The organism is Photobacterium sp. WH24 (genome assembly GCF_019204055.1).
Classification (GTDB): domain Bacteria; phylum Pseudomonadota; class Gammaproteobacteria; order Enterobacterales; family Vibrionaceae; genus Photobacterium; species Photobacterium arenosum.
The window spans coordinates 33055-56165 of record NZ_JAGSOZ010000018.1; the positions used below are offsets into that span (position 1 = coordinate 33055).

The 23111-nt window shown below is 47.9% G+C and carries 26 protein-coding genes and 1 pseudogene; 18 read left to right on the forward strand and 9 right to left on the reverse strand.

The genetic code is table 11. The features are described 5' to 3' along the window. The first annotated feature begins 185 nt into the window (after positions 1–185). Complete coding sequence (locus KCG43_RS17825) at positions 186–629, forward strand: isoprenylcysteine carboxylmethyltransferase family protein (RefSeq protein ID WP_218386608.1); 444 nt, start codon at positions 186–188, stop codon at positions 627–629. Positions 630–685: 56 nt separating this feature from the next. Here the strand turns inward: KCG43_RS17825 and KCG43_RS17830 are convergent, their stop codons facing one another. The 3 genes from KCG43_RS17830 to KCG43_RS17840 all read right to left on the reverse strand — a co-directional run bounded on the left by KCG43_RS17830 (position 686) and on the right by KCG43_RS17840 (position 2814). Beyond that, a complete protein-coding gene (locus KCG43_RS17830; RefSeq protein ID WP_192014209.1) occupies positions 686–1054 on the reverse strand; it encodes a HopJ type III effector protein in 369 nt (122 codons plus the stop codon). Between the two features lie 128 nt (positions 1055–1182). After that, entirely contained in the window at positions 1183–1584 is a 402-nt protein-coding gene (locus tag KCG43_RS17835) for a DUF2750 domain-containing protein (protein ID WP_192014207.1), read from the reverse strand. A gap of 201 nt (positions 1585–1785) precedes the next feature. Then, the gene (locus tag KCG43_RS17840) at positions 1786–2814 is read right to left on the reverse strand and encodes a transporter (RefSeq protein WP_192014205.1); all 1029 of its coding nucleotides are present in this window, start codon (positions 2812–2814) and stop codon (positions 1786–1788) included. A 365-nt stretch (positions 2815–3179) separates the two neighbouring features. Here KCG43_RS17840 and KCG43_RS17845 point away from each other — a divergent pair, with 365 nt between their 5' ends. From KCG43_RS17845 to KCG43_RS17870, 6 genes are all read left to right on the forward strand, one after another. Then, the gene (locus KCG43_RS17845; protein ID WP_218386610.1) at positions 3180–3845 is read left to right on the forward strand and encodes a hypothetical protein; all 666 of its coding nucleotides are present in this window, start codon (positions 3180–3182) and stop codon (positions 3843–3845) included. A gap of 44 nt (positions 3846–3889) precedes the next feature. After that, on the forward strand, positions 3890–4222 hold the full coding sequence (locus KCG43_RS17850) for a carbon storage regulator (RefSeq protein WP_192014201.1): 333 nt from the start codon (positions 3890–3892) through the stop codon (positions 4220–4222). 180 nt (positions 4223–4402) lie between these two features. Beyond that, complete coding sequence (locus KCG43_RS17855) at positions 4403–4951, forward strand: hypothetical protein (protein ID WP_192014199.1); 549 nt, start codon at positions 4403–4405, stop codon at positions 4949–4951. Between the two features lie 148 nt (positions 4952–5099). Continuing rightward, on the forward strand, positions 5100–5780 hold the full coding sequence (locus KCG43_RS17860) for a C39 family peptidase (protein WP_192014197.1): 681 nt from the start codon (positions 5100–5102) through the stop codon (positions 5778–5780). A 15-nt stretch (positions 5781–5795) separates the two neighbouring features. Next, positions 5796–6323, forward strand: a complete 528-nt coding sequence (locus KCG43_RS17865; RefSeq protein WP_192014195.1) for a hypothetical protein — start codon at positions 5796–5798, stop codon at positions 6321–6323. Positions 6324–6595: 272 nt separating this feature from the next. Next, the gene (locus KCG43_RS17870) at positions 6596–7942 is read left to right on the forward strand and encodes a VpsR-related response regulator (protein WP_192014193.1); all 1347 of its coding nucleotides are present in this window, start codon (positions 6596–6598) and stop codon (positions 7940–7942) included. A gap of 77 nt (positions 7943–8019) precedes the next feature. On the opposite strand, the gene KCG43_RS21465 is transcribed toward KCG43_RS17870, so the two are convergent. Together KCG43_RS21465 and KCG43_RS17875 are read right to left on the reverse strand one after the other, a co-directional pair. Beyond that, complete coding sequence (locus tag KCG43_RS21465) at positions 8020–8148, reverse strand: hypothetical protein (RefSeq protein WP_255558089.1); 129 nt, start codon at positions 8146–8148, stop codon at positions 8020–8022. 202 nt (positions 8149–8350) lie between these two features. Continuing rightward, the gene (locus KCG43_RS17875) at positions 8351–9331 is read right to left on the reverse strand and encodes an endonuclease/exonuclease/phosphatase family protein (RefSeq protein WP_218386612.1); all 981 of its coding nucleotides are present in this window, start codon (positions 9329–9331) and stop codon (positions 8351–8353) included. Positions 9332–9589: 258 nt separating this feature from the next. On the opposite strand from KCG43_RS17875, the pseudogene nrdD reads away from it, so the two are divergent. From nrdD to KCG43_RS17890, 3 genes and pseudogenes are all read left to right on the forward strand, one after another. Next, positions 9590–11413 (forward strand): annotated as a pseudogene (gene nrdD, locus KCG43_RS17880) (anaerobic ribonucleoside-triphosphate reductase); the annotation flags it as partial. Between the two features lie 14 nt (positions 11414–11427). Continuing rightward, on the forward strand, positions 11428–11943 hold the full coding sequence (nrdG, locus tag KCG43_RS17885; RefSeq protein WP_192014189.1) for an anaerobic ribonucleoside-triphosphate reductase-activating protein: 516 nt from the start codon (positions 11428–11430) through the stop codon (positions 11941–11943). Positions 11944–12144: 201 nt separating this feature from the next. Further along, positions 12145–12408 carry a DUF2960 domain-containing protein gene (locus KCG43_RS17890; protein WP_120512255.1) on the forward strand — a complete coding sequence of 88 codons (264 nt, stop codon included), beginning with the start codon at positions 12145–12147 and terminating at the stop codon, positions 12406–12408. A 1-nt stretch (position 12409) separates the two neighbouring features. On the opposite strand, the gene KCG43_RS17895 is transcribed toward KCG43_RS17890, so the two are convergent. Further along, positions 12410–13198, reverse strand: coding sequence for a ceramidase domain-containing protein (locus KCG43_RS17895; protein ID WP_370630712.1), 789 nt, complete (start codon positions 13196–13198; stop codon positions 12410–12412). A 15-nt stretch (positions 13199–13213) separates the two neighbouring features. Then, positions 13214–13810 (reverse strand): class I SAM-dependent methyltransferase, encoded by a 597-nt coding sequence (locus KCG43_RS17900; RefSeq protein ID WP_192014544.1) that lies wholly within the window; start codon positions 13808–13810, stop codon positions 13214–13216. 269 nt (positions 13811–14079) lie between these two features. On the opposite strand from KCG43_RS17900, the gene KCG43_RS17905 reads away from it, so the two are divergent. The 8 genes from KCG43_RS17905 (at position 14080) to KCG43_RS17940 (ending at position 20761) form a co-directional block, all read left to right on the forward strand. After that, complete coding sequence (locus KCG43_RS17905) at positions 14080–14433, forward strand: DUF2750 domain-containing protein (RefSeq protein WP_027254236.1); 354 nt, start codon at positions 14080–14082, stop codon at positions 14431–14433. Positions 14434–14508: 75 nt separating this feature from the next. Continuing rightward, positions 14509–14907 (forward strand): carboxymuconolactone decarboxylase family protein, encoded by a 399-nt coding sequence (locus KCG43_RS17910; protein ID WP_192014187.1) that lies wholly within the window; start codon positions 14509–14511, stop codon positions 14905–14907. Positions 14908–15075: 168 nt separating this feature from the next. Further along, entirely contained in the window at positions 15076–17136 is a 2061-nt protein-coding gene (locus tag KCG43_RS17915; RefSeq protein ID WP_218386617.1) for a PhoX family phosphatase, read from the forward strand. A gap of 231 nt (positions 17137–17367) precedes the next feature. Next, positions 17368–18093, forward strand: coding sequence for a triacylglycerol lipase (locus KCG43_RS17920; protein WP_218386619.1), 726 nt, complete (start codon positions 17368–17370; stop codon positions 18091–18093). 20 nt (positions 18094–18113) lie between these two features. Next, positions 18114–18704 (forward strand): GNAT family N-acetyltransferase, encoded by a 591-nt coding sequence (locus KCG43_RS17925; protein ID WP_218386622.1) that lies wholly within the window; start codon positions 18114–18116, stop codon positions 18702–18704. Positions 18705–18769: 65 nt separating this feature from the next. Further along, complete coding sequence (locus tag KCG43_RS17930; RefSeq protein ID WP_192014184.1) at positions 18770–18931, forward strand: hypothetical protein; 162 nt, start codon at positions 18770–18772, stop codon at positions 18929–18931. A 63-nt stretch (positions 18932–18994) separates the two neighbouring features. After that, positions 18995–19504, forward strand: coding sequence for a GNAT family N-acetyltransferase (locus KCG43_RS17935; RefSeq protein WP_192014183.1), 510 nt, complete (start codon positions 18995–18997; stop codon positions 19502–19504). 300 nt (positions 19505–19804) lie between these two features. Then, positions 19805–20761 carry a sensor domain-containing diguanylate cyclase gene (locus tag KCG43_RS17940; RefSeq protein ID WP_218386624.1) on the forward strand — a complete coding sequence of 319 codons (957 nt, stop codon included), beginning with the start codon at positions 19805–19807 and terminating at the stop codon, positions 20759–20761. Positions 20762–20817: 56 nt separating this feature from the next. Here the strand turns inward: KCG43_RS17940 and KCG43_RS17945 are convergent, their stop codons facing one another. Together KCG43_RS17945 and KCG43_RS17950 are read right to left on the reverse strand one after the other, a co-directional pair. Then, positions 20818–22110, reverse strand: coding sequence for a DEAD/DEAH box helicase (locus tag KCG43_RS17945; RefSeq protein WP_218386626.1), 1293 nt, complete (start codon positions 22108–22110; stop codon positions 20818–20820). Positions 22111–22290: 180 nt separating this feature from the next. Further along, positions 22291–23010 (reverse strand): glycerophosphodiester phosphodiesterase family protein, encoded by a 720-nt coding sequence (locus tag KCG43_RS17950; RefSeq protein WP_218386629.1) that lies wholly within the window; start codon positions 23008–23010, stop codon positions 22291–22293. Positions 23011–23111: the final 101 nt, after the last annotated feature.

The window sequence follows — 23111 nt, forward strand, 5'->3', positions numbered from 1 at the left end:
AGACAGGCTGTCAGTGATAATCACTGCGAGAAGCTGAATTTTTACCGGGTTTCGCTGTGTAGCATTTGGGTGAATCGAGAGAAAGGTTAAGGGGTTTAACATTTTTTAAACAATCTTTTCTGCTTGCGTATAAATGTGCTTATACTTTTCATATCAAGCTGTTGACTGTGATTAAGGGATATAAGATGAGATTCAGACTTACGCCCCCTTTAGTGTTTTTAATTACCCTGGCTGCAATGTATTTGCTGGCTCAGTATTTTCCGGTATGGCGTTTCAGTTTTCCCGGCAAGTTTTTATTAGAATGGGTGTTCAGTTTATTGGCTGTTGGTTTCGGGCTGGCAGGTATCATGGCTTTTGCCCGCGCGAAGACGGCACTAAGCCCTCGAAAAACAACACGGCTGGTGACGTCTGGCGTCTATCGGATATCAAGAAATCCGATTTACCTGGGGTTGCTATTGTTACTGATAGCGGTTTTTCTTAATTTGTCAGCCTTTTCCAGCCTGATAATGATTCCTGTGTTTGCCATTTACATGAATTATGTGCAGATTGCGGCAGAGGAAAGGGTACTGAAACACGCTTTTGGCCAGCAATATCAGGAGTATTGCCAGCATGTCAGGCGATGGTGCTGATAAGGCATCTGGTCATAAAACAGGGAGCTATGCGCTCCCTGTTTTGGTTCTGGTGACTAACAATCCGCAATGGAATGCTTAGGCATTAACGGCTGGCCGGCAAAGCGAATACCGCGCCAACCATATTTCATGAATGTCCGTATATTCATATGATCTGTGCCATCAGGGTTATTCAGTACAGCATCAAAATAGTGGTGTCCAAAACAGGCAAGTGTTTCCTGTTCAGAGAGTTTGTGTTGCTGGGCAAAGGCGAAAATACGGCACGAGCCTTCATTGCTGCCCGCTTCGTTGGCAAGCGTTTCATTGCCCAGACCGTTGCTGAATGCTGTCGGCCTGTAATCGTAGTGCTGGTCAATGACACTCAGAACGTTGTCGAAAATAACGCTCGTGGGTGATTCCTTGATGGTTGCGAGCAGCGTATCCATGCTGTTCTCCTGCTTCAGTTATATGGGGGGAAAACGGGGGGAATCCCCCCGTATCAGCCCTGCATAACCGGCATCATGCGTCGGATATGCAAAAGCTATTAGTGAATTCAGGCTTATTGTTGTATTGCTTAACGTTTACCTGATTTTTTGGACTGTTGTCTTAGCGCGTCGTCCAGCTCTTCCGGGTACAGGATAATGCCTTCCTGCTCCAGGTTTGGAAACACGACAATCGCCAGTTCGTCGTCTTCCAAGCCTGGCGTCCAGCGGCTGTGCCATTTATTAATTGAAATCGATTCAGGCTTGCATTCGGCCCAGTCTCCTGTCGCCCAGGCTTGTGCGAACTCCTGATTTGGCCAAATTGGCACACAGTCTTCATCCTCGCTGTTTAACATGACACAGCCGTGTTCGTCGGTCAGAATCCAGATCTGCCCCTGACTGGTCACTTCTTTCAGCAGGTATTGACATCTTTTTTCCGCATCGTACTGCAAAATAGTGTCAATTTGTTCGGTGGATAAAGGGGTGGTGGACATAGTTGGACCCTGTTTTCGGATGTTGATTATTATGATCAGTTGACTTGGCGGAGCTATTGGCAACATTCAGAAAAACGGCCCTATAGATCGCCCAGAATCAACTGCTCTAAGCATAGTGGAAAGCGGGATGGGAAGAAAGGGGGGAAGGCCTGGCGAAAAAAATGCCAGCAGAGACTGGCATTTCTGATGAGAAGTCTGAAGTTATTTCAGCGTATAAGGTATCCGGACTGTCAATTGGAAATCAGGGGCATCAGCCGTTAACCCCGCTGCTGCGCCTACGTTGATGGTGGTTTCTCTGTTTACAGCATAGTTGGCACCGAACGAAATAGTATCCAGTTGCAGTAATTTCGCATCGTCAGGATACCCTCCGTTCACTTTCGATTTCAGTATGGTTTTGTGGTTCAGGCCAATGCTGAATGAGAATTTGGGGTTGACGGCAAAACCCATACCTGCACCCAGTGAGATGGTGTCCCCCAAGTCAATGGTATTGATTTGCGTACTTGGGGCTTCATCCGTAGCAGGAATTTGAATGCTGACGTCATCTTTAATGTTCCAGATATAGCTGGCATTAAGAAACAGCACTGCAGGGTCAAGTGGCATGATCATAGTGACGCCCGGTTCTATGCTTGGAAAGCCTGAGCCTGTAGGTAACTCTTTGAAATCATTGGTGCTATCAATAGGTACATCATAGGGTGAGCTCCCTGTGGTACTTTTGAAGCGAAGACTACCTATCCAATAGGGAGCTTCGAGCATATTGAACTGGTACTTAAATGCTGCTTCTATATCACCCAGATCGTTACCTTCAACTGTTTTAGTGGTGGGACTGTTGGAAGGTCCATTGATATCCCGCTCAGAAATGGAATCGTTACGGTAAACCCAGGGAATTCTGGCTTCGACTTCTAACCGGTTGGTGATCCCGTAACGCCCGGTGAGGCCAAAGGTCATGGTGGTTCTGTCAATATCACTGGCCCGTATCAGGCCGACAATGAGTGATGGCAGTACGGTATAACCTACCACCGAGACGGTATTGGAGGAGTTCTGGGTATAGGTTAAGGAAGAATCAAGAACGAAAGACCCTTTCGGTGTCAGTACCCCTGGCCTTTCCAGAATGTCTGTAACTGTCTGAACCTGACGCGACTTTTGTTGGGTTGTTGTAGATTCCTCTGCAGCAACCGTGGTTGAAAAGATCGCTATCAGCGCTAAAAGGCTGTGTGTGTTAAACTTTCTCACGATATCCTCACTTTGTTTGCAAAGGTCACCCCAAAAATGGCAGTCAGTTGCACTGACTTGTCATAAGAATAGTCAAGCATCCGATAAAAAGTGATCAATAAAAGGTTATTTTTGTCTTACTTCTGAATCCTGATAAAAACAGTATTAATCTCAATACAATTATTAGTAATGAGAATGGTGAATCCATTCTTAGAAATAAGCACGCTCAGACAAGGTGAATAAAGGAATGCGCGTGTTTTTTATTGCCATCGTTTTTATTAAAAATAATACAAACTAAAAAGTGGCGAAAACTAGTATTAAGTTATCTCTCGTGGCAACACGGGAGAGCAATAAAATAAAAACTCAACATATTTGGAGTCTTAATCATGCGTAAATCTAATCTCGCGCTGTTAGTGGCAGTCGTAGTTGCATCTCCACTGGCTCTGGCTAGTGGCTATCCTCAAGCACCTAGCTACGGCGGTGGTGGTTACGGTGGTCATAATGGTGGTTATGGTGATAATGATTCATCCATCGTTGATTCATTTAATGATGATATCACTAAGACAGCCACGCTGACTTATGACAGTGATAAAACCATTACAGATAGCTTCAATGAGGACAACGATACGCTGAAAATGAAGGACATCAATAACGATAAAAGCTTTAAGTACACAGATAACAGTGATAACAGCAAAAAGTTCCACTTCGAAAGTAACTTTAAGCACACTGAAACCTGGAAAATCGATATTGATAAAAACTTCTACATGGCGAAATCCGACCTGAAAGGTGAAGTCATTGGTAATGACGTCACATACGGCGGTGCTTGCTGTGATGATAAAGACTGGGGCCATGGTGGTTATGGTAACAGTGGTTACGGTAATGGTGGCAATCACGGCGGTGGTAATGCCGGTTCGCTGACAGTGACCCATGTGAATGATATGTCTGGTGCCTTTGCCGGTGCTTCAGGTATCAGCCTGGCAGGTCAAAACGCCGGTAACAACTCGCTGGTTCAACAAAGTGCTAGCACTAACGCTGTACTTCTGGGCCAATAACACATTAGCTGAGGGGTGTCAGAGACAGCTCTCAGGAGGACGTCATGAGATATTTAACGCTGACCGTAGCTGTACTGTTATCTTGGGGTGCAGTTGCTGATGAGTTGGATATTCTAACAAGTTCCGATACGTTGAGTGATAGTTCAATGTATGAGACTCGAGGTGGGCAGTACGAGCTCAACATTGACTACATGCAAGCCGATTCGGATATGTACGGTGATGTCGTGGGTAATGGCGCGTATGGCAATACAACTGGTAATAACGTAATTGATGGCGGAGCCTTCAGCGGATCATCAGGGGTATTCAACGTAGTCCAAAACACCGGTAATAATGTGTTAATTCAAAATGCGACCGTGGTTAACCTGACATTGAAGTAACACTGTTAGTGTATCTAAGCTGGATTATTTAATCCGGGAATAAAACTAAATGTTAAATTACTAGTAATTGATATTTGGTTTCGCAGGGCTAACATCATTGCTTCAACATCTATAACATTTACCCAGCATGAGATTTATTTAAATCTCATGCGTTATGGGGAACATAATTGGAGTAACATCATGCGTAAATCAAACGTGTTGTTATTAGCAGCGATTATTGCATCGCCTATGGCGTTTGCAAATGGTTATCCAGATGCAGATAACATCGAAGGCAGCTTCAATGATACTGTTGAGAAAACATTGACTGTCGATATCAGCAAATCAAAAGAAATCGATTATTCTTTCAATGAAGATAACGATGATCTTTATATGCGTGATATCGGTAATGATAAATCCAAAACCATTAAAGATAACAGCGATAATTCCTGGGTTGTGAAGAAAGTGTCTGATGTAGAAATCGACAAAACTTTCAAAAAATCATACAGCATGGATAAAGTACTCGCTGATTCGGAAATTGATGGTGAAGTGATTAGAAACGAAGTGACCTATGGCGGCGCTTGCTGTGACGGTAAAGCCGGTACTGTTGATGTTGAACACTATAACACTATGGTCAACTCGTTTAGTGATGCGTCTGGTATCAGCATTGCTGGTCAGAACGCAGGTAATAACTCTATGGTTCAGCAATCTACCAGCACCAACGCTACACTGTCTGGCTCTGCTAGTTACTAACCAAACCGGGCCGTCGCAAGGCGGCCCTTTCATTGTTTTTACCTATGGAGCCTTTCAATAGCCTTGAGAATCTCCGATAGATAAGAATGATTTCCTGCCTGACGACAATAAGAGCGGCGTCAGGTTAATAACAGCGAAGGGTGTGGTGATGAAAATAAAACTGGCAACCCTGGCATTGGCAGGATTAATGGTCAGCACAACCGTGAGTGCTCTGGACTATTTCCCAAGCCGAGGCGCATACAATGTAAAAGTGCAAAGTTATCAGGAGAAGCTCTTTGGTGATGTCATGCGCCAGCAGTACGACTTTAGTTGCGGCTCTGCGGCGGTGGCTTCACTGATGACCTATCACTACGGCATTGAGACCAATGAAAATACGGTATTCAAGTCGATGTTTGCAAATGGTGATCCTGAAAAAATAGAGAAACAGGGATTTTCCATGTTCGATATGAAGGCTTACATGCAGTCTGTTGGCCTGGATGCCAATGGTTATCGTCTTCCGCTTGAGAAATTTAAAACACTCGGGGTGCCCGCCATAACCATTGTCAATTTCGATGGCTATATGCACTTTGTGGTGATTAAAGGTATCAACAGTGAACAGATTATTCTGGGCGATCCGTCGCGTGGCACTATGGTGATGAAGCTCAGTGAATTTAAACCTTATTATCGCGGCTCGGTATTGCTGGTGAAAAATAAAGTGAAAGAGGGGCGCGAAAGTTTCATTACCCAAGAAAACTACAGTGTGTACAACCCTTCACCAGTATCTGATGCTGTCGCAAGGGACTCGCTGTCAACGTTCAGTATTACATTGCCGGGTACAAACGATTACTAAAAGGCAGAGGCTAGTATGAACAAGCTATCTTACTATGTTGTAGCAGCCACCCTGGGAGGTGCTGCTGTCATGGCAAATACTTCCGCGAACGCATTCACCAAGCCATCGAGTTTGTTGGTATTGAATGATTCGGGCATGATTGCCATGACACAATCGGAAATGTCTGCAATACGAGGTGGGTTCTCGGCGGAAGGTTCGCTGATAAGCATCGGGCTGAGTATTATCACGGCCCTTAACGGCGAAGAGATATTACGCTCGCATATTGCCAATTTCACCATCAGCAACGGGATGCTCACCACTACCGCAGGGTCAGCCTATTCAAGTGGCGAAATGCTCACTTTGAAGCAGGTGGGGGATAACAACTCTTTTGAACGGCCCAGTTTATTGCCCAACAGCATCATGCAGGTGGTGCAAAACAGCCTGGATGGCAGCAATATTCGTATTGAGAGAAACATAGACATTGATGCTGATATTAACGGATACATCCAGCATAGTGTAATGAAAAGCCGACTTGAGAATGCGATTTTGCATACAGGGTATTGATAGTTATTTCCTTCCAATTTGTGTTGTTAGTGTCAAGGTACAGCAGGCTGCTGTACCTTTTTTGTATGCAGTTTTATCCAGCCAGGTATACGATCGTAAAAAGTTCCAGAAATGCCTAGAATCTTAAATTGTTGAATATTGGCCTATTATGTTGTGAGAAGACGCTTATTAAGACAATTCTTACTATTGATACCACGCGTATCAGTGGTTTCTTGCCTATATTTTCAATGAACATTAATAATAAATGTGCATTGAAATGAAGGTGACTTCTGATGGTAGGTCAATGTCAAAATAAAGCACTAAATGGCAGACTAGTGGCAATAGGATGTAACTACGAGCCTTGGATAGCGCTTCTCGAACAGTCAGGTTGGAAAACCCAGTGCTGTTATGATTTAAGAACGGTTGATTCAATCCTGGAAGAGTTCAGCCCATGTATTTGTATCGTTGATTTAAGCAATAATGATTTTAGCTTAAACAGCATATCTTTGAGGGCAAATAAAACCAAACAAGTGAGATGGATTGCTCTGATTAAAAAAGAGCAATTGAAAACAGATGCAATATGTCAGTTTATCAATAACTTTTGTGTCGACTATTTCACTGTACCCGTACCAGGCAGCCATCTGCTGGATACTGTTGGTCATCAGCTAGGCATGCTGGATATTGAATCCAGTTCCTGGCATGAGATTACCACCCAGCACGAGATGGGCTTGTTTGGTGAGTCAAAAACGATCAAACAATTACGTGACATGGTTCGTCGTGTGGCGTTAACAGAAGTTAACGTGTTTCTTACCGGGGAGAATGGCACGGGCAAAGAGCTGATAGCCAAGTCTGTTCATAACCTGTCCAAACGCAAACATGCCCCCTTTGTGACGATTAATTGCGGGGCACTCAGCAAAGATGATGAAAAGCTGAACTTCCTCAGGCATGTGTCAAAGCCTGATGAGGAAGGCACAGGCTTTAACGGCACCATCATGCTGGATAATGTGGAAGAGTTAACCAAAGAATTTCAGGAATTACTCTTGTCCTTCATTCAGGCTCCTGGCAATGATTCTCTGGACGGCGATTCAGCTTGCGATGTTCGCATTATTGCGGCAACCAGCGCAGATCTGGACGCCTTGGTAGCTAAAGGGGAATTCAGCAAAGAATTGTTTTATCGTCTGAATGTCTTCCACATAAAAGTACCGACCTTGCGAGAGCGTGGTTCTGACATTTTCTTGTTAGCAGAAACCTTTTTGCAGAAGTTTGCCAAGGAATACAGCACCATGGCATCGAGTTTCTCGGAAGACTCCAAGCAACTCTTGCTGCGCTACAGTTGGCCGGGCAATGTCCGTGAGCTGATTAATCAGGTCAAACGGGCAGCGTTGCTGGCGGAGGGGAACGAAGTAAGGGCTGAGCATTTTGATTTGCCCAGCAAGGCTAATTTCAAGCAAAGTTTGCGTAATATTAAGGATGAAGCAGAGAAAGACGTGTTGGTGGCGGTACTGGAAACACACCGGGGTCAGGTTGCTTCGGCAGCCAAAGATTTAGGTGTGTCACGTGCAACCATGTACCGGTTACTGAACAAGCACAATATTGTGCCTGATGTACGTCACTATAACTCGTCGTTTATGCGTGAATAATCCGTAAGCAGGAAGTGAAACACCCCGCACCAAAGTGCGGGGTGTTTGTTTATATACGGTTTGAACGAGATGAGTTCTTAGTGAGACAACAAAATGATTTCGTTGTGCTCATCTGAATCTGTATTGGTGTAGACACACTCTGGCTGGTCAACCATAAGCTCATCCATGGTTGGCACAACGAGTGTTGCCAGGTTGATACTGTCCATTTGTGTTCCTTACTGCTTATCGTTTACTACTAATCATGGTTTCTGTTTTGTCTGCCAGAAACACTATGTGTTTGAGATGACATTAACATGACAGTGCGGCGATGTGCAGAGTCGCTTGGCTATCATTGACTCTTGTTCACAAATTCGTCGCCTATAAATCAATCGCCCACAAATCAGCCCGAGACCTTAGTATCCGCTTTGTTTAAAGGCCGGAGCCCGGCAGCAAAGGGATGTCCAGTACCAGCGGGCAGTGATCCGACAGCGTTAAGCGGCTGACATCTTTTTGGGAAAACGGATACTGATAGACCTTTCCCTGCCTGAGGACATCAGCAATGTCGGCAGACGCCACAAAGTGATCGATCAAAGCGGTGTATCGCCGGTATTCTGCCTTGCGTTTGGAGCGGTTCAGACGAACATAGCACGAGGCGTTCACGTCTTTTGTCAGCAGATGGACAGAATGACGATCTGAAGAAGGGGCGCTCAGGGAACGATACAACCAGTCACCGCTGTCTGCCATCCGGTGATTAAAGTCGCCACTGATCAAAAACGATTCTTTAGCTGCCAGACGTTGATCAATCCAGTTTTTCAGTACGCCAGCCTGATAGCTCAGGACACGGCAGGACGCAGACTGTCTGTTGATCTTGCTGGTGTAGCAGCCCGATTTTAAATGTACGCTCAGCAGATGTATGGGCGTGCCTGACTGAGGATGAACAATCACATACGTTCCGTAGCGAAGGCGGCCTTTTCTGGCTCGTTCGCCTGATTTGGGCGCGGTGCGGATATTCAGACTGGCGATATCTTGCGGGTCACTGACGGGCAGGGATTGCCGGATAGCAAAGCCAGTGTACTGATTGCCGTCTCTGAAGCTTTCGCTGGCTTTGCCGTGCCGGTCGGAAAGATACAGCGAGTACTGATCTTTGGGCAGGATTCGCTCAACGGCTTCCTTACTGTCTGCTTCCTGAAACGCAATAATGTCCGGTGAGACCCGGCGGATCACATCAGTAAAATAGGCATAATCGGCATCGGTGCGGGGTACCCGGGGCGTGCCAAACCATTCCAGATTCCAGCTCATAACAGTCAGTGATTGCCGTTGTGGCTGTTCGCGTCCAAAAGAGGACAGGCTGTCTGATGCATAGCTGAACATACTGAAAAAACTGACACAGAGGATCAGGATGAACGTCATTCCAACGTCTGGCCGAATTCTGTTTACCCTTGTTAACCTTACCGCCATCAGACGTTCTCCTGCACTGAAATGAAACACATATCAAAGTGTAACCGACATTTAAGCATTCCTGATTCAGATCAAAGCAAAGCTGCGGCATCTGTCGCTTAATGCACAACATATTGTGTCTTGTGCTAAAAACAGTGTGCTTATTTTGTGTTTGTGGGGTGTGTGGTGACAGTGAACAAGGACAGCGACAACAGGCTGGAAGCGATGTTGCAAGATATTCGCGGACTGATGGGACAAACCCATGCTGAACTGCTGAATGAAAACGCGAATAAAGACAGCAGAGTCATTCCTACTCAGCGGGATTTATTGGCGGGGATAGTGGCAAAGCACTATGCCCGTCAATTTTTGTTGCCTCAGGATATTGCCGATGCGCACGACAGTGGCGATCTGCACTTTCATGATCTGGATTATGCTCCTTTCTTCCCCATGTTTAACTGCATGCTGATCGATCTTGAAACCATGCTGACCCAGGGTTTCAAGATGGGGAATGCCGATATCGCAACGCCTCGCTCTATCTTAACGGCAACAGCGGTGACTGCTCAGATCATCGCCCAGGTCGCCAGCCATATTTATGGCGGCACAACGGTGAACCGTATTGATGAAGTATTGGCACCCTATGTCACCAGAAGTTATCAAAAGCACCTGGACATTGCCCGGGAATGGGAGATCCCCGATGCCAGAGCATATGCCCGGCAGAGGACGGAAAAAGAATGCTTTGATGCCTTTCAGTCGCTGGAATATGAAGTGAATACCTTGCATACCGCTAATGGGCAGACGCCTTTTGTCACTTTTGGTTTTGGTCTTGGCATGTCCTGGGAATCACGTCTTATCCAGGAATCCATGCTGAAAAACCGCATTGCCGGCCTGGGAAAAAACAGAAAAACCGCCGTGTTCCCCAAACTGGTGTTTGCCATTAAAGACGGCATCAACCATAAACCGGAAGACGGCAATTATGATATCAAGCAGCTTGCGCTGGCGTGTGCGTCAAAACGCATGTACCCCGATATTCTGAATGTCGAACAGGTAGAATCGGTGACGGGCTCGTTCAAAACGCCCATGGGGTGCCGCAGTTTTCTGGATCGTTTTGAAGCCGATGGCAAGATCGTGCATGAAGGGCGGTGTAATCTGGGCGTCGTCAGCCTGAATTTACCGCGTATTGCGCTGGAAGCCTGTGGCCAGGAAGAGGTCTTCTACCGGTTACTGTCAGTGCGGTTACAGCTCGCCAAAGAAGCACTGGCGTACCGAATATCATCGTTAAACGGTGTGAAAGCCAAAGTGGCGCCCATTTTGTACATGGAAGGCGCCTGCGGCGTACGGCTTGGCCCTGAAGATGATGTCAGCGATTTATTCCGCCACGGCCGGGCATCAATTTCGCTGGGCTATATTGGCTTACATGAAACAGTCAATGCACTGTATGGCAGTGATGTGCATATTTTTGATAGCCAGAACAGGCAGGAAAAAGCGCTGGCCATCGTTCGTTTTCTGCGACAAGCCGTGGACAGCTGGAAGCAGGAAACCGGTTACGGATTCAGTTTGTATGCCACACCCAGTGAAAACCTGTGCAGCCGTTTTTGTGCGCTGGACAGAAAACAGTTCGGTGAAATTAAAGGGGTAACGGATAAAGGTTACTACACCAACAGTTTTCATCTGGATGTCGAAAAGAAAGTGAATCCTTACGACAAAATTGACTTTGAAATGGCTTACCCCGCAGTGTCCAGCGGGGGATTCATCTGCTACGGCGAGTATCCGAATCTGCAGCATAACCTGGAAGCGCTTGAGAATGTGTGGGATTACAGCTATGCCCGGGTACCATATTACGGGACAAATACCCCTATCGATGAATGCTACGAGTGTGGCTTTTCGGGGGAGTTTTGCTGCACCAGCAAGGGGTTTACCTGCCCTGCATGCGGCAATGGAGAGCCTGCCAGAGTGTCTGTTATTCGACGGGTCTGCGGTTATCTTGGCAGCCCGGATGCCCGGCCTTTCAATACCGGAAAGCAGGAAGAAGTCCGTCGTCGTGTCAAACATATGTAACGCCGGGAGTGAGAGTGAACTTTCATCAATACTATAACTGCGATGTGGTCAACGGCCCGGGCACACGCTGTACCTTGTTTGTCTCAGGTTGTGAGCACCAGTGCCGGGGTTGCTATAACCAAGCGACCTGGCCGGTTAGCAGCGGCAGGTATTTCGATCAGCAAATGGAAGATGCCATCATCGCTGATTTGCAGGACACGCGTATTTTACGCCGGGGCTTGTCGCTGTCTGGTGGCGATCCGCTTCATCCGGCTAATCTGGTCAGCATCAGTCAATTAGTGAAACGGGTCAGACAGGAATGCCCGGATAAAGATATCTGGCTGTGGACCGGGTACCTGATGGAAAACCTGACCGCAGAGCAAAGGCGGGTGACATCTTATATTGACGTGATGATTGATGGCCCGTTTATTCAGGCATTACATCATGCGTCACTTATCTGGCGGGGCAGCAGCAACCAGCGGGTATTGCGCAAAGCCGGGCCGTCAGGTGTATGGGTAGAAATGAATAATTATCAACAGTTCGGATATTAACCCATTCAATTTTCATGGGTTTTACTGATAACTGCTAAAGTTATCCACTGTTTCTGTGTATAACTGTGGGAAAACATAGTGCATGAATAATACAGAGGTGGATAAACCCATGGTTAAAACACCGACCAGTGCTGGGCTTAGCGGGGAAATTTCGATACACTTCGCCACCCGATACAAACCAAGAACGACTCGAGTCCTGCTATGTCACGAACAATTATTTACACCTATAAGGATCAGGAAAAGCACATCAGTTTTTCCTACAGCCAGTTTCGCTCCATTCATGAGGCGGTTGCCGCCGCAGAAGGGATTGATTTAACAGGATATCTGAAAATGGAACAGCAGGTAGAAGCTGTGTCCAGCGGCGAGAAGGCAGTAAGAGATTTTCGTGACAGCCATTTCCGTAAGCTGGGGTTCGGCAAAATAACGCTGGCACCGAAACAACATCGCGGAATTGGTGAAAAATAATTTATCTTTTTGCTGTACGCAATTGCAGTAAGCGGTAAATCCACCAACCTGCCAGAGCGGCCAACAAATGCTTGATGCTGTGGCCGCTTATCCACCCTTCAGTCAGCATAAATATACCTGTGTCTTGCAGCTCCGCAATCTTGGCGAATCCATATGTCACCAGTGCCGCCAGATAATATCTGCTACCGGGGCGCCTTTCTTTATACAGCATCAGAATCAGTGGCAAATGCACAATGGGCAGCAACTGAATCAGAATATACGCACTTAAATCCGCTGCATCTCCCTGAGTGGTCGTCATCAAATACCAGTACACAACGGCAAGCAGCCCGTAGACATTAAATGGGAACAGCAATCGCTGTCCTAACCTCGGCGAAATGTACTCGCTTAAAACAATGCAATACAAGTTAACAAAAGCCAGGCTGATCGGAATGCGATCTAACATTAATCCGAACGGATCGGGCGAGAGATGGTAAAACGCTGAGCCAAGGCTGGTGGCTAACAGGGCCTGAAAAAACAGAAAATACGCGCTGGATATTTCAGGTTCGATAACCTGATCAGCCTGTCGCGACGGGATCTGGCTAAGTAGCCTGATACCCAGCAACCCGACCACGGCAAACGGCAGGTTGGACATGACGTTGGTGAAGTTGTTGATACCCAATCGCTGGTGGTTATCGGCATAATCGTAAAAACTGGCTGGCTGGGTAATCGGTGCCCAGTACAGGGTCACAACAATGAGCAACAGTGCCGACCCAATCAACAGCCCCGCTTTTCGTTGATCCGAACCAGGCATGACAGTCAATGGCTGCTACTTTTTCATCGCAATGAAAGTATGAATGTGCCATTGGCGCTTTTCGCCCGTCAGCTGCGAAGAGACTTCATGGCGTTGCTGCCAGGACACGACGTAGAACTGGCTGAACAGCCGCTCCAGCTCAGGCTTGCTGTGCGTCATTATCTTGTCTGAAAAGTCGGAATCATCACCATTCATGCCCAGAAAGTGACCACAGAAGATGCCCCCCGGATTGACGCACTGTACAATTTTCTGCCATACACCATAAAAATCGGCGCGCGGACAGAAGAACAAAGATGCACTGGCATTCACCAGATGGGCTTTAGGGAAGCGGTATTCGCTGAAAGAGCAGTGCTGCAGATCCAGTAGCGGGTTGGAGGCAGCAAGAGGGTGTGTGGATAACTGCCTCAGGCTCTCCAGATTACTGTCAAAGGCATACACGCGATAACGCTGTTCTAACAGATAGAAGGTATCTCTGCCATGGCCGCACCCGCAGTCAACCGCCACTTTCCCTCTGAGTCGCTCACCCAGTAATTGATGCGCTTCAACCAAGTGCGTACGGGGCGCTTGCAGAGAGGATGGAAAAAGATAGGTTTGCCAGTCTATTGTGGCCATGTATACCTCGATAATGCTCACTTCGTGGTCATTTCAAGTATAAGCGGTGCGTGCTGAAGCCAGCGTTCAATAGTTAGACACAGCGACAATCTCTGTTCATCCTCTGCTTGCGAATTCTCAGACCAGTAATCAATGGCCCTGGCAGACGGACAGAGGTAAAGCCGTTGTGCCGCATCAAGAATTTGATCTTACATTGCGCACAAACTTTGCTACTATTTGCGCCAACAAGCCCGCGAACCAGCGAGCCCCCACTCAAGAGAGAAATCATCATGACGAAATTAACTGCAGACGTACAGGCGAATGCTGAATTGTTCTTCACTGAGTCTAAAGAGACGCATGTGGTGTACGGCCTGTGTAATGAAGAAGGGGATTGGTTGTCAGTTGACTCAAGCGAGTTTGAAGAGTCGGAAGTCATGCCGTTCTGGTCCACTGAAGCGGATGCAAAATTTCATTGTGTGGAAGAATGGGCTGAATTTCAGCCATCTCAGCTGCCGTTAGACGTGTTTGTGCAGGACTGGATGATCACACTTTCTGAAGAAGGAGTACTGGTTGGTCTGAACTGGAACCAGGAACTGGAAGGTGCTGAAATGGAGCCGCAGGAAGTGGCTAAACAGTACCTGTAATCCCCTTCGAATATACAGTGAAAACCGCCGGCAGGCGGTTTTTTTGGCGCTATTTTTTATAAAAGCAGGCGATTTATGGATTCAAAACGTTATCAGGCCGGGCTGGCGAGGCTCAACGAACTCGACCCGGATGCAGAGCAGCATTTGAAGGAAACCTTTCAGGCAATTTGTCCAGAGCTGGCCGATTTTATTATCAGCTTTCCGTTTGGTGACGTGCTTTCCAGAGACGGGCTGGATTTCCAGACCCGCGAGCTGGCGACCATTTCGGCGTTAACGGCGATGGGCAACTGCCAGCCGCAACTGGCCAGTCATATCAAAGGGGCACTCCATATTGGCTGCCAGCCTCAGCAGATTGTCGAAGTGATATTGCAGATGGCCGTCTATGCCGGTTTTCCGGCCGCGATTAACGGCATGACAGTGGCAAAAAGCGTGTTTCAGGAGTCAGGCATCATTCACACTGAGCTGAGCGACTAAGCAGAAGCAGCCTGAAGCCAGTTTGAATTCGCTCATTGTAAGATCATGTTTTTAAAGATAATGAAATCGAAGCGTCATTAAGATTACGCCCAGTTGTAACACTATGCGCTCAGTATGTGTGCCCGTTCATACATAAAAACTGATAATGCACTTAACTGGGGAAGTCTGATGAGCAAGGCAACATTTGATCCAACATGTTATAACAAAAGTGGCAATGAAACGTTTCAACAGGTGCTTGATAAGCACCTTTCCCGCCGTACCGCACTGAAAAGCACTCTTGGTCTGGGTGCACTGACTGCCTTGAGCACTTTTGGTCTGGCCGGCTGTGGCAGCGACAGTAACTCTGGTAAATCTAACGGCGGCTCGGGGACAAATCCTGAAGTGCCAAACCGAAGCACAGCTGTGCTGAATTTTGATTCCATTCCCGGCTCTTTACTGGACGCCGTAGCAGTACCGGCCGGTTATTCTGCCCAGGTATTGGTGCCCTGGGGCACACCTCTGAATAATAAAGCCAGCGCCTGGGATAACACAGGCAATAACTCGGCAGAGGACCAGGCAAACGCGATGGGGATGCATCATGACGGCATGCACTTTTTCCCGCTTAACGACGCCGCCGATGACGGTTTACTGTGTATCAACCATGAGTACATCGATTCGAATGCGCTGCACCCTCACGGCCCGAGTAAAGATTCTGGCACCAATCTGCGCGCTAGTGCTGAAGAAATCCGCAAAGAGATCAACGCTCACGGCGTCAGTGTGGTTCGCGTAAAATTGAATGGGAATCAGTGGGCGATTGTCGATAACGATCCGCTTAACCGACGTTTTACGGCGGCTACTGTGATGGATATGGCAGGCCCGCTGGCGTACACCTCTTACCTCGAAACCCGCTTTTCACCCGATGGCAGTCAGACCCGTGGCACACTGAACAACTGCGGTAACGGCTATACCCCCTGGGGCACTTATCTGACGTGTGAAGAGAACTGGCCGGGTTATTTTGTCAATAAAGGTACCAAGACCGAAGAGCAGAATCGCATCGGTGTATCAGGCTCGGCTACACGTTATGGCTGGGATGATCTGGCCGGTGATGCCGATGAGCGCCTTGATGAATTCACGCGTTTTAATGTTACACCAACCGCAGCAAGTGCCGCCGCCGATTACCGCAACGAAGCCAATGGTTTTGGTTATATCGTTGAAATCGATCCGTACAGCCAGAATGCCCGTGCGGTAAAACGTACCGCTTTGGGCCGTTTCCGTCATGAAGGCTGCGCCTTCGGCAAGGTGGAGGAAGGAAAGCCGATTGTTTTTTACTCGGGGCATGACTCTAAATTCGAATACATCTACAAATTTGTCTCTGACGCGGTATGGGACCCGGCAGATGCTAATCCGTCAAACCGCCGCGCTGCGGGCGATAAGTATATGGATCACGGCACCCTGTATGTGGCGAAGTTTTCAGAAGACGGTGCAGGTAGCTGGTTACCACTGACGATGAACAGCCCGACTACAGGCGGTGGTGTGCTCGGCGATATGTTCGATTCATTGGCCGCTATTTTGCTCAATACCGCCGGGGCGGCTGATCTTGTGGGTGCAACGCCAATGGATAGACCGGAATGGGCTTCGATAGATCCCTTCACCGGTACTGTGTATATGACGCTGACCAACAATTCGAGCCGCACAGAAGCCAACGTCGCAAACCCGCGCCTGAACAACTACTTTGGTCATATTATCCGCTGGGACGAAGGCAGCGATGTGACCTCGTTCAGCTGGGACCTTTTCCTGTTTGGCTCACCCGCCAGTGCAGACGCCGACACTAATCTGTCTGGCCTGACTGATCTCAATATGTTTGCCAGCCCGGATGGCCTGGCATTTGATGAGCGCGGTATCCTGTGGGTACAGACGGATAACGGGGCGGCGGATGTCACCAGTTACACCAATGATCAGATGCTGGCGATTGTACCCTCAGCTATGGTGGACAGTCAGGGTCAGCAGCAAGCGGTCACCGGCGCAAACCAAAGCCAGCTGAAACGTTTTTTTGTCGGCCCTAACGGTTGTGAAGTGACGGGCTTTGCTATCAGTCCTGACTATAAGTCTGTCTTTATTAATATTCAGCATCCGGACAATTGGCCGTATTCTGATAACGCGACGACAGAAACCCCGTCGGGCCAGACGGTTCGCCCTCGTGCCGCCACTGTAGTGATTCGTCGTAATGATGGCGGAGAGATTGGCATTTGATGTCACGGTGTCCTAACCCTTTATCAACCCGCAGTCTGACTGCGGGTTTTTCGTTGTGATTTCCTTTGATATCTTTCTTTCAATCTCTTCCCTTCGATACATTTTTTCGCGACTTTCCCTGACGAAGATTCCATTAAAACTCACCCTGATGCATAATAGATCTCTGATTTTTAAAGGATGTTTTGAAGCGTCTTCCAGATTGGCCGGGGTCACCGTCAGGATTGATAGCGAATGAGAAATGAAGGTGTGAAGGTTGTTCTGCTGCTTGTTATGACTGTGGTATCTGTCGCTGTTAAGGCTGCGCCATCACAGCCGCCGGGATGTGTGATCCTGTTGCATGGTCTTGCCAGAACAGCAAACGCGATGGATACCATGACAAAGGCACTGGAGCTGGCAGGGTATCAGACTGTGAATATGGATTACCCGTCGACAACGGCAAGTATTGAGTCCCTTGCGGCGTCCGTCATTCCAGCAGCTCTGTCTCAGTGCCAGCACATTGAACCGGTTCATTTTGTTACACACTCAATGGGCGGCATCTTAGTCCGGCAGTATCTGTCGGCAAATCGCATAGCAGGCCTTGGCAGGGTCGTGATGCTCGCTCCGCCTAACAAAGGCAGTGAAATTGTGGATGCCATGCGTGATTTTACACTGTATCAGTGGATTTACGGCCCGGCGGGACAACAGTTGGGCACGGATAAGGCCAGTGTGCCTAATACGCTCGGACCGGTTCAGTTTGAGCTGGGCGTGATTGCCGGCAATTACAGTATCAGCCTGCTGACCTCCTGGCTGTTGCCTTTGCCTCATGACGGTAAAGTGTCGGTCGTCAGTACCCAGGTCGAGGGGATGCAATCGCATCTGGTCCTGCCGGTCAGCCATACCTTTATCATGAACAATCATGAAGTTATTGCTCAGACCATGGCATTTTTACGTCAGGGCCGCTTTATAGATAATCATTAAAAGATTCAAGGATCGCCCGCATGTTTGTACTTCCTACACCACGGCTAGCCTTAACGGATTTCCTGCCGTCAGATACAGATGCGTATCTGGCGATGGCACAAGATGAAAAGTATCAGCGTTTTTACAGTGAACAAGATTGCAATGAGAAGGCTATGCGTGATCTGGTCACTCTGTTTGTTGAGCAGGCCAGAGAACGCCCCCGGGCAAAATATCAGTTAGCGATCCGTCTGGCACAAGGCAAGGAGCCAGTGTCTCCTTTGATCGGTACTGCGGGATTACGCATAGATAACAGCGGTGATGCGTCGGTTGGCTGCGGTTTGCTGCGAGCCTGTCATGGGCAGGGCATTGCTGAAGAAGCAATGATAGGGTTAGTCAACTTTGGTTTTGAAGATTTAGGTCTTCACCGAGTGTATGCAGAAACGTTGGCGGCCAATAAAGCGGCAATAGCACTTTGTCGTCGTCTTGGTATGATCGAAACCGAACGGCTGCATTCCCACCGTTACTTTAAAGGGCGCTGGTGGGACGCTGTCACTCTGGAAATGGATCTTCACCGCTGGAAAAAAACGGGGCTGTCTTTCGCTGCACCCGGATGTGGAAATAGCCTCACCTGAGCGGATTGTGCCAGGTGAGGTCTGTATGTTCAGGCTGAGGTTCAGTTTGCCTGAGAGAGGTTGTTATGAAAAAAGTGATGCAAGTCGTTGCTGCTCTGGCCATACTGCTGGCTGTTTTCTGGGCAGGTATGCAATTTGAACGTTTTCGCTATGAAGATGTGTGTTTGGATATGGGCGGCGGCAGAAACCCGGGTGATTTCCCGATCTGCGTGATTCAGACTCCTTGATCACGCTTGTCTAGAGACAGTATTTAGCAGGTAAAAGAGTATTTTGATTGTAGGGTAACTAATATGGATGTGATTGAGATTCAGGACGTTTCACCTTTTAAGGCGCAGTTAATTCCGCTGTTGCAAAACTGCGTGGATGACGGTGCTTCAATAGGTTTTTTGCCACCGTTAAGCGATGAGGAAGCCGAGGCTTACTGGCTTGGGGTGGCGAATGACATAGGTGACGGGCGTAAATTGTTTGTCGCCTGTGAAGGGGATGCAGTCATTGGCACAGTGCAGCTTGCATTGACGTCAAAACGTAACGGGTGCCACAGGGCTGAAGTGGAAAAACTGATGGTTAACACGGCTGCCCGCGGCAAAGGGGTAGGAAAAGCATTGATGACCACAGCTGAATTATGCTGTCAGCAATTGCAGCGCAGCCTGATTGTGCTGGATACCCGGGAAGGGGATGTTGCTTCATCCCTCTATCGTAAGCTGGGCTATACAGAAGCGGGAAGAATCCCTGATTTTGCCCTGAGTGCGTCAGGTCAGTTCGATGCAACGGTATTTTTTTATAAACAATTAACGTGTTAAAACCTTGTGGGCTTTAATGCTACAGGCAGCACCGGGAGTGGGTATAAAGCTGTCGGTCTGTTGCTGAGCAGCCTTTAACTCTTTGACAGCGAGCGTTTTCTTGCCTGAAAACGGTTCAGGGAATTTGCCTCGAAGGCTTGTTCTGGCCGCAGAGACAGGCATTGTTGATGAACCGCCAAAAAATGTTTACCCCCCTGATTACCTGTGTTGCAACGAGTAGCCAATGGCATTCAGCTAAGACAAGATGATATATTTTGCCTTAGCTGAATGAGAAGTTGTTGAATCGTAGGATCGGTCACTATGCTAGCACCAGAGAACCCCAGAAACGAAGTTGAGCGTTTGCAATGCTTGCGTTCCTTGTCTTTGCTGGATACGGATCGGGAAGAAAGGTTCGACCGGATAACGCGTCTTGCCAGGCGGCTTTTCAATGTGCCGGTTGCAACAGTGACGCTGGTTGGTGATGACAGACAGTGGTTTAAATCCTGCTGCGGTGCTGAACTGATAGAAACCAGCCGGGAAGTGTCATTTTGCGGACACGCAATCCTGGCTGATGGCCCTTTTATTGTTTCTGATGCATCTCAGGATAAACGGTTTCATGATAACCCTTTGGTTTCCGGCCCTCCCCATATCCGCTTTTATGCGGGTGTCTCTTTGGTTTACGACAATAAATACAAGCTGGGCACCTTGTGTATCTTCGACCATCAGCCCCACTCGATGAACAAAGATGAAATCAGGGATCTGGTTGATCTGGCCAAGATGGCCGAGCAGGAGTTGTCTGCCCTGCATGATGCAACCATTGATGAATTGACTCAGATATCCAACCGCCGCGGTTTCATCAAACTGGCGACCAAGAGCCTGGAAAACAGCCATCTTCATGGCACGCCGTTTTCACTGGCATTTTTCGATCTCAATAAATTCAAAGACATTAATGATCAATTTGGCCATCAGGCCGGTGATAATGCGCTGAAAGATTTTGCCTTGCTGATCAGCCAGAGTTTTCGCTATTCCGATTTATTTGCCAGAGTTGGCGGGGATGAGTTTGTCGTACTGTATTCAGGGATGACGGAAGAGGAAACGCGGCAGACTATAGAGCGTTTTCAACAGACGGTCGATGTGTTCAATACCCGGCAAAACCGCCCGTATCAGTTATCTTTCAGTGCCGGCGTCTACAGCTTGCCGGCAGGTAAAGTGATGAACCTGGACGAGATTCTGGCGAAAGCGGATTCAAGAATGTATCTCAGTAAAATGCAATCCTGATGGCTTTAAAACACCCCCCAGCTGCTGAGGCTGGAGGGTGTTGTGTTCTATAACAATTATTTTTTCAATGTTTTAGGTGCAGCACTGCGGCTACGTATCGCTTTTTGTAATCGCATCCGGCGCTCTGCAGCAGATTGATCCGGATTATTGGTACGGCCTTTGCGATCACGGTATGAGGCTTTGGTGTTCAGTTTCTCAATCAGTGCATCACGTTTAGCAGGCTCATAACCTTCAAGAATGACCCGGCGAATGCGTTGCTTGATGAGTTTTTCAACTTGCATCAAGGTCAGTTCTTCTTCGCGGCTGACAAAGGAAATGGCATGGCCTTGCTGACCGGCACGACCGGTACGGCCAATGCGGTGTACATAATCTTCGGCAAGAAATGGCATGTCATAGTTCACAACATGCGGTAAGCCTTGAATATCCAGTCCGCGTGCAGCAACTTCCGTCGCAACCATCACCCGGGCTTTCCCTGTCGTAAACTCTTCCAGCGCACGGCGACGCGCACTTTGTGCTTTATCACCATGACAAAGAACGGCTTTGATACCGTCGAGTTTCAGCTCTGTCACCAGGTCATTGGCGGTTTCTTTGTAATTCACAAACACCAGTACCTGCTGCCAGTTCTTTTTACCAATCAGCTCAGAAAGCAGCTCGCGTTTGCGATCTTCATCAACAGGGTAAACCACATGCGCCACGGTTTCTGCCGTGGAGTTTTCAGGTGTGACAGAAATACGCTTTGGCTTATTTGTGATGTCGCCAGCCAGTTTGTTCATCAGGCTGGAGAATGTGGCAGAGAACAGCATGGTTTGCGGATGGCCCTGAATGCCACTCATAATAGTGCGGATATCGCTAATGAAGCCCATATCTAACATACGGTCAGCTTCGTCAAACACCAGAAATTCCAGGTTCGTTAACGACAGATTACCTAAATCCAGGTGCTCAATTAAGCGGCCTGGTGTTGCAACCAGAATGTCGACGCCACTTTCAAGCTGCTTTTCCTGACTCGACATTTTCTTTCCGCCGAAAACAGCAGCAACACGTAATTCCAGATACTGGCTGTAATCTGAAATATTACGTGCAATCTGCTCTGCCAGTTCACGTGTTGGCGCCAGGATCAGCGCGCGCGTCGTATAACTTTTTCTCGGCTTGGGGGTGTCGGCAATTTTCTGAATGATCGGCAGCGAAAAAGCGGCTGTTTTGCCCGTACCAGTCTGGGCATTTGCCACAATGTCCTCACCACGACGAGCAGCAGGTATCGCTTTTTGCTGAATGGGCGTCATTTTTTCATAACCACATTCATCCAAAGCGCGAACAATTTCCGGAGCAAAATTTTGTGAAGCAAATGACATGTTACATTCCTACAGACGGTATACCGAACGAAACGCTAAGCTGAGGATTCCGTTTGGTATGACTGACCAAAACCACGGATTATAGAGCAATAATCATAGCCTGTGGCAGATGATTTGAGCTTTAGCTGAAAAATTACGCAATAAAGGCGGATATCCGGCCTGAAATAAGCCCGGCTTATTTCAGGAAAGAGGAGAGAGCAGAAGTGGCGGGTTGTCAGTAATAATGATATCGACGCCCCACTGGTAAAATTGTGCAACCAGTTCCGGTTTATTCATGGTCCAGATATGAAGATCCAACCCGGCCTGTTTGATCGTGCTCGCCAGTGTTTCGTTCAGTAACCGATAGTCTATATGGACACTGAACAGTTCAAGTTTCTCTGACAATCCCATCAGATCTTCCGGCACGCTGTCGCAGATCAACCCTCGGCGGATATGAGGCATCACCTGCTGGCAACAGGCGACAGCGTTAACGGAAAAGCTCGACAATATCAGCGATTCCGCAGGGAAACCATTGGCCGCAATGGTGTCTGCAACCTTACTGATCAGTTGCTCGGTGTCTGCTTCATCATGAATCTTGATTTCCAGATTGAGCTTAAGTTGGTATGCACGGCAGGCAGTGAGTGCTTCTTCCAGCGTCAGAATGCGTTCATTGGTAAAGTTGGTGCTAAACCAGCTACCGGCGTCAAGTGCTTTCAATTCAGCCAGATTCAGTTCACGTACATAACCCCGTCCGTTGGTGCAGCGGTTCACTTTTTTGTCGTGAAATATTACCGGGATAAAATCCGCACAGAGTTGGGTATCCATTTCAACCCACTGAATCTGATGTTTAGCGGCTTCCTGCAAGCCTGCCAGGGTGTTTTCAGGAGCCAGTGCAGCGGCTCCGCGATGTCCGGAAATCATGTGTGATCAGTACCATCAAGAAAAATGAGACAGGTAACGACTGTATCTGATATGCCTCAGGATTATAACAGTTCAATGACGGTAAACGTCCAGGTATTGTT

What these genes read in the sequence shown, in the direction of transcription:
- KCG43_RS17825 (WP_218386608.1), top strand. Translation starts at nt 186, where the DNA reads ATGAGATTCAGACTTACGCCCCCTTTAGTGTTTTTAATTACCCTGGCT.
- KCG43_RS17830 (WP_192014209.1), bottom strand. Translation starts at nt 1,054, where the DNA reads ATGGATACGCTGCTCGCAACCATCAAGGAATCACCCACGAGCGTTATT.
- KCG43_RS17835 (WP_192014207.1), bottom strand. Translation starts at nt 1,584, where the DNA reads ATGTCCACCACCCCTTTATCCACCGAACAAATTGACACTATTTTGCAG.
- KCG43_RS17845 (WP_218386610.1), top strand. Translation starts at nt 3,180, where the DNA reads ATGCGTAAATCTAATCTCGCGCTGTTAGTGGCAGTCGTAGTTGCATCT.
- KCG43_RS17850 (WP_192014201.1), top strand. Translation starts at nt 3,890, where the DNA reads ATGAGATATTTAACGCTGACCGTAGCTGTACTGTTATCTTGGGGTGCA.
- KCG43_RS17855 (WP_192014199.1), top strand. Translation starts at nt 4,403, where the DNA reads ATGCGTAAATCAAACGTGTTGTTATTAGCAGCGATTATTGCATCGCCT.
- KCG43_RS17860 (WP_192014197.1), top strand. Translation starts at nt 5,100, where the DNA reads ATGAAAATAAAACTGGCAACCCTGGCATTGGCAGGATTAATGGTCAGC.
- KCG43_RS17865 (WP_192014195.1), top strand. Translation starts at nt 5,796, where the DNA reads ATGAACAAGCTATCTTACTATGTTGTAGCAGCCACCCTGGGAGGTGCT.
- KCG43_RS17870 (WP_192014193.1), top strand. Translation starts at nt 6,596, where the DNA reads ATGGTAGGTCAATGTCAAAATAAAGCACTAAATGGCAGACTAGTGGCA.
- KCG43_RS21465 (WP_255558089.1), bottom strand. Translation starts at nt 8,148, where the DNA reads ATGGACAGTATCAACCTGGCAACACTCGTTGTGCCAACCATGGATGAG.
- KCG43_RS17875 (WP_218386612.1), bottom strand. Translation starts at nt 9,331, where the DNA reads ATGACGTTCATCCTGATCCTCTGTGTCAGTTTTTTCAGTATGTTCAGC.
- KCG43_RS17890 (WP_120512255.1), top strand. Translation starts at nt 12,145, where the DNA reads ATGTCACGAACAATTATTTACACCTATAAGGATCAGGAAAAGCACATC.
- KCG43_RS17895 (WP_370630712.1), bottom strand. Translation starts at nt 13,198, where the DNA reads ATGCCTGGTTCGGATCAACGAAAAGCGGGGCTGTTGATTGGGTCGGCA.
- KCG43_RS17900 (WP_192014544.1), bottom strand. Translation starts at nt 13,810, where the DNA reads ATGGCCACAATAGACTGGCAAACCTATCTTTTTCCATCCTCTCTGCAA.
- KCG43_RS17905 (WP_027254236.1), top strand. Translation starts at nt 14,080, where the DNA reads ATGACGAAATTAACTGCAGACGTACAGGCGAATGCTGAATTGTTCTTC.
- KCG43_RS17910 (WP_192014187.1), top strand. Translation starts at nt 14,509, where the DNA reads ATGGATTCAAAACGTTATCAGGCCGGGCTGGCGAGGCTCAACGAACTC.
- KCG43_RS17915 (WP_218386617.1), top strand. Translation starts at nt 15,076, where the DNA reads ATGAGCAAGGCAACATTTGATCCAACATGTTATAACAAAAGTGGCAAT.
- KCG43_RS17920 (WP_218386619.1), top strand. Translation starts at nt 17,368, where the DNA reads ATGAGAAATGAAGGTGTGAAGGTTGTTCTGCTGCTTGTTATGACTGTG.
- KCG43_RS17925 (WP_218386622.1), top strand. Translation starts at nt 18,114, where the DNA reads ATGTTTGTACTTCCTACACCACGGCTAGCCTTAACGGATTTCCTGCCG.
- KCG43_RS17930 (WP_192014184.1), top strand. Translation starts at nt 18,770, where the DNA reads ATGAAAAAAGTGATGCAAGTCGTTGCTGCTCTGGCCATACTGCTGGCT.
- KCG43_RS17935 (WP_192014183.1), top strand. Translation starts at nt 18,995, where the DNA reads ATGGATGTGATTGAGATTCAGGACGTTTCACCTTTTAAGGCGCAGTTA.
- KCG43_RS17940 (WP_218386624.1), top strand. Translation starts at nt 19,805, where the DNA reads ATGCTAGCACCAGAGAACCCCAGAAACGAAGTTGAGCGTTTGCAATGC.
- KCG43_RS17945 (WP_218386626.1), bottom strand. Translation starts at nt 22,110, where the DNA reads ATGTCATTTGCTTCACAAAATTTTGCTCCGGAAATTGTTCGCGCTTTG.
- KCG43_RS17950 (WP_218386629.1), bottom strand. Translation starts at nt 23,010, where the DNA reads ATGATTTCCGGACATCGCGGAGCCGCTGCACTGGCTCCTGAAAACACC.